We start from the raw sequence: 10,540 nt of genomic DNA, 5'->3' as shown, positions 1-10,540 counted from the left end.
AAATCAATATGAGGCGGACATGAAGAAATTGAAAAAAGTAGCTTAACTGGGTTGGTCAATTTTGGTTGACCACGTCACTTCATCACTGTAACCACTGACGGCATCTTCTGCGTCTTGAATGGCTAAATTGGCGATTCTCGCCTTATTGTACAGTGTTCTTCCTGCATCAGTTAAATTGAGCTTTCGTGTAGAGCGGTAAAGCAATTGAACGTTCAAATCTGACTCTAATCGTGCGATACGCTTACTTACTACAGAATTAGTTAGGTTGAGTTTTTGAGCGACCTTTGAAAAAGAGCCTTCATCAACTACGTTCACAAAAAGGATAATATCGTCTGCTTTTGCCACTATTAGTCCAAAAATGGAAATAAACTTTGTCTTTAATGCATATATATCAACACGTGAGAAATTAGTACAGTCGCATACCTAAATTTTAACCCTGCATTAACATCGAGTTTCTAACGTTAGAAACTCGAATAATTAACTAATTATAATAAGAGGAAAACTCATGAATGAGATAACCCTTGGATTATTAGCATTGTTACCTATAACGCTTTCAGCAGTGCTGCTATTGGGTTTACAGTGGTCTGCGAAAAGAGCAATGCCAGTTGTATTAGCAAGTACAGCACTTATGGCACTTTTAGCATGGGATATGTCGGCAGTACGGGTGGGCGCTTCAATTCTACAAGGCTTAGTGATTACAGTATCTGTTTTGTGGATTGTATTTGGTGCAATTTTTCTGCTCAACACATTGAAATATACTGGAGCAATTGATGTTATCCGCCAGGGTTTCACCAACATTTCACCTGATAGAAGAGTCCAGGCAATAATCATTGCTTGGTGCTTCGGTACTTTTATTGAAGGTGCTTCTGGTTTTGGCACGCCGGCCGCTATAGCGGCTCCTTTGCTTGTTGCCATCGGTTTTCCAGCATTGGCTGCCGTACTTATTGGTATGATGATCCAAAGCACACCCGTCTCTTTCGGCGCGGTGGGAACGCCTATTGTCATTGGTGTAAACAAAGGTTTAGACGGCCAAGCGATCAGTCAGACTTTGCAGGCTCAAGGCTGGCAATGGGAGCAGTTTATTCAACTAATCACCTCTGAAGTGGCAACTATCCACGGAATTATTGGCTCATTTATGCCAGTTTTAATGGCTGTAATGCTTACTCGCTTTTTTGGCTCCAACAAGTCTTGGCGCGAAGGGTTACAAATTCTACCTTTCGCCTTATTCGCAGGCGTCAGCTTTACCATTCCTTACGTATTTACCGGCATTGTATTAGGCCCTGAATTTCCATCGTTGATTGGAGGATTGGTGAGCTTGGCAGTGGTTGTTACTGCAGCTAAAAATGGTTTCTTGATGCCTAAAACAACATGGGATTTCCCGCCGAAAGCGTCATGGGACAAAGGTTGGCTGGGTAATTTGGAAATAAAAGCAGACGACATAACGTCACAAAAGGCCATGCATTGGGTTACGGCTTGGGTCCCTTATTTAGTTGTTGCACTTCTGCTCGTTATATCCAGAGTGTTTCCAACGATAAAAGAATTTACTACGTCGCTGACACTCTCATTTGACAACATACTGGGTGAAACGGGTGTAAGTGCATCAATCAGTCCGCTATATCTTCCTGGTGGGTTGTTGTTAATAGGTGCATTGGTTGCAGTAATCATTCAAAGTAAAAAGGTATCCAAGGGAGAAGTGTTGTTTAAGGCTTTCAATGATTCCAGCAAAACGTTGCTAAGTGCTGGTTTTGTATTGATGTTCACAATTCCTATGGTTAGGCTTTTTATAAATTCAGGTGTGAATGGCGCCGACATCGTCAGTATGCCGATAGCTGGCGCGCAATTGTTCGCCAATATGTTTGGCGAAGCTTTCCCATTAATTAGCCCTACTATTGGTGCATTAGGTGCATTTATCGCAGGCTCGAATACAGTATCAAATATGATGTTCAGCCAGTTTCAGTTCGAAGCAGCACTAAGCCTTCAATTGTCACCTGCACTAATTATCGCAGCGCAAGCCGTTGGGGCGGCTGCCGGAAATATGATTGCAATACACAATGTTGTAGCTGCGTCGGCAACGGTAGGATTAATAGGGCAAGAGGGAGCTACTTTAAGAAAGACTATTATCCCAACTATATATTACGTTGTATTTGCAGGTATTTTAGTATGGTTGGGGGTTTATGTGTTTGAAGTCGGTGGTCCACTAGTCGGCACAAATTAATTTTTTAATACGCATTGCACTGTTCTAAGGAGTTATACATGCAAACAACCCCAATTATTGACGCTTTTACACGCGTACTCGGGGAAAGCAACCTTGCCGTAGGAACGCGCCAAACTGAGCACTATCGCAAGGGATGGCGGTCAGGCGAAGGCGAAGCATTGGCTGTACTTTTTCCACATACGCTAATGCAATATTGGGAAGTGCTAAAGGTTTGCGTTGAATATAACTGCATCATTATTATGCAGGCCGCGAAAACCGGCTTGACCGAAGGCTCAACGCCAAGCGGTAGCGACTACGATAGGCCAGTGGTGGTTATAAATACGTTAGCAATGGACGATATTGTTCTGGTTAACGACGGAACGCAAGTATTGAGTTTTCCAGGAGCAACACTGTTCAAACTTGAAAAGGCGCTAAAGCCACTTGGGCGTGCGCCTCACTCTGTAATTGGGTCGTCATGTCTAGGTGCGTCTATTGTCGGTGGTGTTGCAAACAACTCAGGTGGGGCACTTGTAAAAAGGGGACCTGCCTATACTGAATTATCGCTGTTTGCTCAGGTGGATAAAAACGGAGAGCTAAAGCTTGTTAATCACCTAGGTATAGATTTAGGCGACACACCAGAAGAAATTATCGGAAACCTTTCTTCTGGCAACTTTCCAAAATCTCTACCTGAAACCAGTATGAAAGCGTCGGCAAGTGATTATGAACACATCGTTAGAGACGTGAATGCTGATACGCCGAGCCGCTTCAATGCTGATCCAACACGGCTTTACGAAGCCAGTGGGTGCGCAGGTAAAATTGCTGTTTTCGCGGTGCGTTTAGACACATTCGAAGTGCCTAATGAAGAACAAACGTTTTATATCGGTACGAATGATGCCTCTGTACTTACTCGTATTCGCAGAGACATACTGACTCAATGTAAAAACGTTCCTGAAGTAGGTGAATATCTTCATAGAGAAATGTTCGATATTGCAGATGTTTACGGGAAAGATACGATTATAAGTATTCAGCGTTTGGGAACTGACTCGCTACCTAAAATGTTTGCACTTAAAGGGCGGGTGGATGCCGTGCTCAACAAGTTACCTCTGCTTCCTCCTTACCTAAGCGACAGATTGATGCAGTTCGGTAGTAAGTTCTTTTCTGACCAAATACCCTCGAGTATAAGAACTTACCGCGACAAGTACGAGCATCATCTAATCCTTAAAATGAGCGATGGTGGCATCGAAGAGGTTAAAACACTTTTGGCCAAGCTGTTTAACGAAGAGAAGCTAGATGGTGACTTCATTACTTGTAATGAAGAAGAAGCGTCTAAGGCGTTTTTATTACGTTTTGCTGCAGCTGGCGCCGCGGTTCGCTATCAAACGTTACACCATAAGCAAGTAGGAGACATCTTAGCATTGGACATCGCATTGCGCCGCAACGATGATTTATGGGTAGAGAACCTGCCTGAGCACATCGCCAAACACGTTGAAAAGTCACTTTATTATGGACATTTCTTCTGCCATGTCTTTCATCAAGATTACATACTTAAAAAAGGCAGCGACGCCAAAAAAGTAAAAGCAGATATGTTGGCACTATTAGACAGTCGTGGCGCTAAGTATCCGGCTGAACACAATGTAGGTCATTTGTATGAAGCCGAAAGTAACTTGCAGAAATTTTACAAAGACTTAGATCCAACCAATACGTTTAACCCTGGTATTGGCAAAATGGAAAAGCACAAACGCAACTGTTCGTGCTGTCTTTAGTTGAATTAATCTCTACTTAATCCGAGCGAGAGCCTTAAAGGCTCTCCAATAATGCTCTTGCTTGCGGGCGCTTAAAGAAGGGACGCTCTACATTTACTGCATATTCTAGCTCTTTCTTCGCCTCTTCAATTCTATTAAGCTTGGCTAGCGTGTAGCCCAGATGATAGCGAATATTTGGGTCGTTGACGTCTCTGGCGAACGCATCCCTCAGCATTTTAAGGCTGCCTTCATAGTCTCCTTGTAGCGCTTTGATGTGACCGTAGGTATCCAATATTTTTGCTGAGTTTGGTTGAAGCTCGTAGGCCTGACGTGCATAGTTTTTTGCAGTGACTAGCGATTTCTCGATATGCATGATCGCTAGGCGATTGTAAGCCTCAGCAGGGTTGAGTAAGTTTGGTTGCTCAACAAGCTCCTTGTAAAGCGCTATCGACTCATCGAACTCTTGAATGAAAAATAAGTATTGCGCCAACAGGTTTTTTGCCAGCAGATTGTTTTCATTCTCGCTCACCAGTTTTCTTGCCGTATTCAAGAATACATCGACAAACTGATCGTTCAGTGCGTAGTTGTAAATGGCAACAAAAGCCTGTGCAAAAGTAGCGTCTACATCTAACGCTTTTTCAAACTCTTTGATAGCACGTTCACTGTTTCCCTTATTTGCTGCCAATCGGCCTTTCAAGAAATAATAAACCGGATTTTGTTGTTGGTTTGTGGGAATGGTTGTTAGCAATGATTGTGCTTTGTCGTTGTTTTGCATGTCGAGCAGTAGGCTCACATAACGCAACGTGACAAACGTACTTGTATTCGCTATTTCATACGCTCGGGCCATGGCGTCTAAGGCGTTTTCATCATTATCAACACTTCGAGCTTGATCAGCATATGCGATAAGCTTGCCGGCATCGTCATTGATAAAATTCCTCACAATACTTAGCGTTTTTTCTGCATCGGCACGTTGACCTGCTTCTAACTGAAGCGCTGCTTTTCGAAGGAGATAATCGGCGTTGTCGAAATCGTCTTTGATTAAGAGGTCTAAGTGATAGAGCGCATTTTTTGTGTCGCCTTGTTGTTGATACAAAGATGAAACGCGCTCTCTCGCTCCAGTATTTGAAGGCGTGAGCGTCAATATATCGAGATAAATTTGCTTAGCTTCTTCTAGATTTCCTGCTTTGCTTAAATTGAACGCTTTCAGCATCAGCGTTTCATTATGTTGGGGAGACAGAGCAAGTAACTCTTCTACTAGCAGGTTAGATTTATCGACATTTCCTAAACGGCTTTCCGTGGCTGCTAAATTGAATTTCGCAGGGAAAAGCGTCGGGTTTTGCGCTAGCGCTTTTTCTATGTTGATCTTGGCTTCTTCTAATCGACCCTGTCTAATCAATATACCGGCTTTAAGATTGAAAACTTCTGCTTCGTTTGGAAACAAAGCGCTTAGTAAGTCAGCGCCTTTTAATGCATTCTTAAACTGCTGAGCTTGTAAATTCATCAATGAATAAGTGAAAAGAAAGCCGGCATTATCCTTGTAGGTAGATAAGTTATTTTCAAGAATAGATAGCGCTTCATCTTGCTTACCTCTAGCAGCCATTAATTTAATCTTAAATAGCTGGAGCTTGTTTTCATTCGGGTATTTATATTCAAGATTTTGCAAAAGTCGCTCGGCTTTAAACGCTTTGTTTTGGCGAATAAATAAGTCACCTAAAAGCAGTGCTGAGTCTGGGTCTTCCATTAACGCATCCTGATGACGTTCAAGCAGGGCAAGGGCCTGCTTATCTTGTTGAGTCGCCATGTAAACTTGGCTCAACATCAATACCGCCTGTAAGTCATCAGGCTCTTGTTGCAGATAAGCGTTAAAATCTTTCGCGGCTGTCTCCATGTTGTTATTAAAGAAGTTAGTTAAACCACTTATGTAAAGCAACATGGGCTGTGAGGTAATAAGCTCAGGATCCAGTTGAGCCATGAAGTCGTTAAGTTCTTTTAGTTTTTCGTTATCGATAGCTTGCTGGTTGTCTCTGCTTTGTAACCAGCTATTAAGTAAAATGGCGAGCGGATCATTGGGTGTATCTTGGATTATCTCATCTACGAACAGTTTTGCCGTGTCGTAGTCTTTCGCTTCTAAATACAAATCAACAAGATTCCGTAATGCAATGGGATCGTCTCGATTAAAAGTCAGCGCTTTCTGTAAGTGTGCGGTTGCAGCGTCTGTATCACCCTGTCGGTATGCGAGTTGCCCCTTCAGTCGCCATGTTATTGCATTTTCTGGTTCTAACGACATAGCTTTATTTATAAGCGAGGTCGCTTTGGATAAATTTTCATTTTGAAGAGCTATGGAGGCTAAGCCATTTATTGCAGGTACAAAATTAGGCGTGCGTGAAACAATTGTATTGTAATCACGTAGGGCACACGACTCGTCTTGCAGTCTAATACATGCAGTTGCACGTATCATCAGCCACTCGCGCTCAGCATCACCTGACAGTTTGTTTAGATCAGAGAAGTCTACAATTTCTTGGTACCTGTTCAAAAACAACCAAGTGTTGCCGAGAGGCTCTGCCAGAAGGTTGATATCTGCACCCATTTCCAACGCTTCTACAAACTCCATTTCTGCTGCAGTTAAGTAGCCATTAATAAGCAGTATTTCGCCCATTAGGATTTTTGCAGCAAGGTTTTCAGGATCTTTTTGTAAGCTGTTTTTAAGGTGGATATAGGCTTCGTCGTATTCGTTTTGATTAAACGCGGTCAGTGCTTTTTCGTAGTCTTCTGACGTAGAAGCAAAACTGTTAAAAGCGATTAATGATGAGGCAACTGCAGAGACAATAGCGCGTTGTACAACACGCTTTTTATTATTAAAAAAATCCATATATACCTTCGAAACTTAGCCTAGCCGCTGGCTTAAAAATAGCATAAAAAAAGGTGGCCTAAGCCACCTTCTAAAGATACGTGTTTTCTAAGCGTTTTTAAACAATTAAACGCGGCGCTTACGTCTATAAAGAACAAGACCTAAACCCAACCCCATCAGTGCTAGGGCGCCAGGCTCACTAACTTGTGTTGGAGGTGGAGTATTCTGAACATCAAATGACAAAGCGCTTAATTTGAATTTGTCGTTTGAGTCAGAGCCACCAATATTTCCAAAGATTTTATTGTAAGCGCCAACTAACCACAAATTTGAGAATTCATTTCTAAAAGCGTCGCTCACATTGGCTACGCCATTGTATTGATCGCCAGCTATATTGAATGATGAAGAGATAGCTTTACCTAAAGAGTCTTTCTGAACAATGTTGGTCCACGAGTTGTTCTCCAAATTAGCACCGGATAACGCAGCTACTGAAAGCTGTTGCCCACTACCCGCGTGCCATCCAAGCTCAACACTATTCAGGCTTACCGCTTTATCAAATGAAAAGAGAATATAGTCAAACGTACGATTCCCTTGTGCGGTATGCCAGTTGTCATCGGAGTCATAATCAAATAGGTTGTCTATAGTTTGGTGGGCACCAGTAGCTTCGTGACTATTTTGCACGCCATATCCATAGTCGTAGTTAAGGTTTGGCTGGCCTACGAATTGAGCATTAGACTCATCGAAACTTTTAACGTTTGAACTAGAGAGTTGCGTCCAGCTACCGTTTCTTCTTTCCCAGTCTGTAGAGTAGTCAATGTAAGTCCAGGCAGACAATTTGACATTGACGCCATCTATTACTACACCATCACTTGAAAGGACACTATTCTCAGAATGAGACATCAAGTCATATCTTTTGTTGTCACTGGATGAAGCAAAAACAGAATTGCTTGCTAGGGCTAAAAAGGTAGCGGTGGTAATGGAAAATTTTAGTATCGACTTCATAGGCTTATACAACTTAAAACTACAGATAATAAGTTATCAAGCATTTTGTGTGCCAATATTTAAGCGTATGATTTTAAAGTTATTTTTCTGGTTCTTTAGATGCCCAAGTAAAAAAAACTGACAGATTTTTCAATCTGTCAGTGATCTAAAGTCTAATTTCTTCAAATGGATTTTTTGCGACGCCACATCACGAGAAGTGAACAAGCCATGAGTAAGCCAATGGTGCCAGGTTCAGAAACTTCTGTTGGCGTTGGCGTACCGGCAGACTCTGTTACAGAGAAGCCAACATTAGCAAGCTTAAAGGCATCATTACCTACATGGCCGCCAATATTTCCGAATACGGTGTTATAAGCGCCAACCAACCAATATTGAGCGGACTCAGTGAAAGTAAAGTCAGCGCGGTGATCTAAATATTCACAGTTTTCAATATCAAATGAGGCTGAAGTTAAGGCGTTAGTGACAATATCGCTCCACGTGTTAACACCTGAGGTTAGTTTCGAAGTATTACTTAGTGCTGCAACAGATACTTGGCTGTCGCTGCCACTGTAAAGCCATGAAAAACTTGCGCCCGTTAGTGTCACCGCAGAGTCGAAAGATAACAACACGAAGTCATAGTCACGTTCTACGTTAGTCATACCACTATAATAAGCGTTCGCGCTACCTTGAGAGTAATAGTTGATATTGTCAATAGCGTGGTCAGCGTCGCCACGATAGTACGCTTCATCATTGTTTGTTATGCCGTAAGCCCATTTATCTGAGATTTTTTCTAACTTGGCGCCAACGACTGTTTCGCCGGTAACTCCTTGTGTGTCAGAAAAGGCGGACATACTAATATTTAATCCGTCTATTTGAACAAAGGAATTATTCGTCTGATTGGTTTGTGTCACTTTGTCATCGACTAGATCGTAGGTGTATTCTCCCAACGGAGAGTTACATATATTGCTTTGTTCGTTGCTTTGGCTCGATGACCCACAGTGAGAATAACTTTGCTTTTTATAGTAGGTAGCGAATGCTGAATTAGCACTCAGGGTAGATAGCAAAGCTGTGGAAAGTAATAGTACAGTTTGCAAAGAAAACGTTTTTTGTAGCGTTCGCATAATTGCTTTCCTAAATATGAAGCGCAAAGCACTTCAAGTACACGCCGAGTGATGTGTGCGCACATTATGCGAACACAAACTTGGTAGTACCTAATTTCAACATGGACTTGTATGATATATGAACGGTGAGCTATTTAAGGTATGTAACCGTATACCTAGTTATTAGTTGTTTGTTTAATCGTGAGCATACGCGGTCCTGAATAAGTAGAAGCCAAGCGCCGGCATTGTGGTAGGAGTACGTGTAATCAATGCAAAGCTAATAACGTTTTGCAACGGCGTTATGTAAAGGAACGAGGCAGTCTTTTTACTTTGCTATGCGTTCCTGCATATCTATGAAATAATTAGTGCAATTGTATATGTAGAAGTATGAGGACATATGTCTGATCAAAAACGTAAAGGGATATACTTACTTCCCAACTTATTAACAACGGCAGGGTTGTTTTCTGGTTTCTTTGCTGTGGTTTCATCAATGAACGGCAGGTTCGAAGCCGCCGCAGTAGCTATCTTCGTCGCTATGATCTTTGATGGTTTAGATGGGCGTGTGGCAAGAATGACGAACACGCAAAGCGACTTCGGTGCTGAATTTGACTCTATGGCCGATATGGTTTCTTTTGGCGTAGCGCCTGCACTTGTTGCTTACAATTGGGGGTTAACTGAACTTGGCAAGTTAGGCTGGTTAGCTGCCTTTATATATGTAGCAGGTGCAGCGCTTCGCTTGGCCCGTTTTAATACACAGGTGGGTATTGCAGATAAGCGTTTCTTTCAAGGGCTAGCAAGTCCGGCTGCTGCGGCAGTTGTGTCTGGTCTTGTATGGGTAGGTGTTGAGTATGATGCAGTAGGTACCGACTATGGTTTTATAGTTGCTGCAGTAACAGGCTTAGCTGGCTTACTTATGGTGAGCAACTTTAAGTACAATTCGTTCAAAGAAGTTAATTGGCATGGCAAGGTCCCATTTGTAGGCCTTCTTTTAGTTCTTCTGATATTCGTTGTTGTGGCAACAGAACCCGCTTTAGTATTGTTCCTTGTTTTTGCACTATATGCGTTAGCTGGACCTATCAATACGTTTCGTACCGTTGAGAAAGTAACGTTAGACGATGTAGTGGGCGACCATGAAGAAGATGCAGACTTCAATGCCGATAAAAAGAAAAGCAATGAAAGTGTAGACAATAAGCAGGAATGATTACGTAGCAATAATCAGATGTCTTCGCTCAATAATAAAGAGGATATGCCTTTTTGAGCTGATAGAATAAGGATATACAAGCGTAAACGCATGCTTAATGTACTAATAGATTAAAAAGCGACCGGGCGGTCGCTTTTTTTATATTTATTTTAAAAAGGGTGTTGACGATGCTACAGGAATGCGTAGAATGCGCGCCTCCTCAACAGGGAACAGCAAAACGCTAACAACTGATGAGGATGTCAAAAACCAAGTTTAAAAATAAATAAACAAAAGTTGTTGACAAAAAAAAGATGCGCTGTAAGATACGCATCCGCTTCGGGAGAGGCAGCTAGCAAAAGCTAGTAACGTTCTTTAAAAATTTAGACAAGACAATCTGTGTGGGCACTCGTTAAGAGTGTCACATAACGACGATTCATATTTCGATATATTTAATTGAAGAGTTTGATCATGGCTCAGATTGAACGCTGGCGGCAGGCCTAA

General features: G+C 42.1%; 7 protein-coding genes. 3 read left to right on the top strand and 4 right to left on the bottom strand.

Annotated features, from left to right (window positions below; translation table 11 throughout):
* Window positions 1-42 precede the first annotated feature (42 nt).
* Complete coding sequence (locus QME20_RS19225) at window positions 43-345, bottom strand: LysR family transcriptional regulator (RefSeq protein ID WP_281716481.1); 303 nt, start codon at window positions 343-345, stop codon at window positions 43-45.
* Between the two features lie 160 nt (window positions 346-505).
* Here QME20_RS19225 and QME20_RS19220 point away from each other — a divergent pair, with 160 nt between their 5' ends.
* Both QME20_RS19220 and dld read left to right on the top strand, forming a co-directional pair.
* Window positions 506-2,215, top strand: a complete 1,710-nt coding sequence (locus QME20_RS19220) for an L-lactate permease (RefSeq protein WP_239219195.1) — start codon at window positions 506-508, stop codon at window positions 2,213-2,215.
* A gap of 38 nt (window positions 2,216-2,253) precedes the next feature.
* Window positions 2,254-3,957, top strand: a complete 1,704-nt coding sequence (dld, locus tag QME20_RS19215) for a D-lactate dehydrogenase (protein ID WP_187447341.1) — start codon at window positions 2,254-2,256, stop codon at window positions 3,955-3,957.
* 34 nt (window positions 3,958-3,991) lie between these two features.
* On the opposite strand, the gene prsT is transcribed toward dld, so the two are convergent.
* The 3 genes from prsT to xdp1 (QME20_RS19200) form a co-directional block, all read right to left on the bottom strand.
* A complete protein-coding gene (prsT, locus tag QME20_RS19210) occupies window positions 3,992-6,805 on the bottom strand; it encodes an XrtA/PEP-CTERM system TPR-repeat protein PrsT (protein ID WP_239241566.1) in 2,814 nt (937 codons plus the stop codon).
* 105 nt (window positions 6,806-6,910) lie between these two features.
* The gene (xdp1, locus tag QME20_RS19205; protein WP_278347118.1) at window positions 6,911-7,783 is read right to left on the bottom strand and encodes an exosortase-dependent surface protein XDP1; all 873 of its coding nucleotides are present in this window, start codon (window positions 7,781-7,783) and stop codon (window positions 6,911-6,913) included.
* A gap of 161 nt (window positions 7,784-7,944) precedes the next feature.
* Window positions 7,945-8,880 (bottom strand): exosortase-dependent surface protein XDP1, encoded by a 936-nt coding sequence (xdp1, locus tag QME20_RS19200; RefSeq protein ID WP_239241562.1) that lies wholly within the window; start codon window positions 8,878-8,880, stop codon window positions 7,945-7,947.
* 376 nt (window positions 8,881-9,256) lie between these two features.
* Between xdp1 (QME20_RS19200) and pssA the strand changes: the two genes are divergently transcribed.
* Complete coding sequence (gene pssA, locus QME20_RS19195) at window positions 9,257-10,060, top strand: CDP-diacylglycerol--serine O-phosphatidyltransferase (protein ID WP_049586630.1); 804 nt, start codon at window positions 9,257-9,259, stop codon at window positions 10,058-10,060.
* Window positions 10,061-10,540 lie beyond the last annotated feature (480 nt).

This window comes from Alteromonas sp. CyTr2, assembly GCF_947311905.1.
Taxonomy (GTDB): Bacteria; Pseudomonadota; Gammaproteobacteria; order Enterobacterales; family Alteromonadaceae; genus Alteromonas; species Alteromonas macleodii.
Note: the sequence above shows the minus strand (reverse complement) of the source record. Positions and strands in the feature narration are given on the sequence as shown.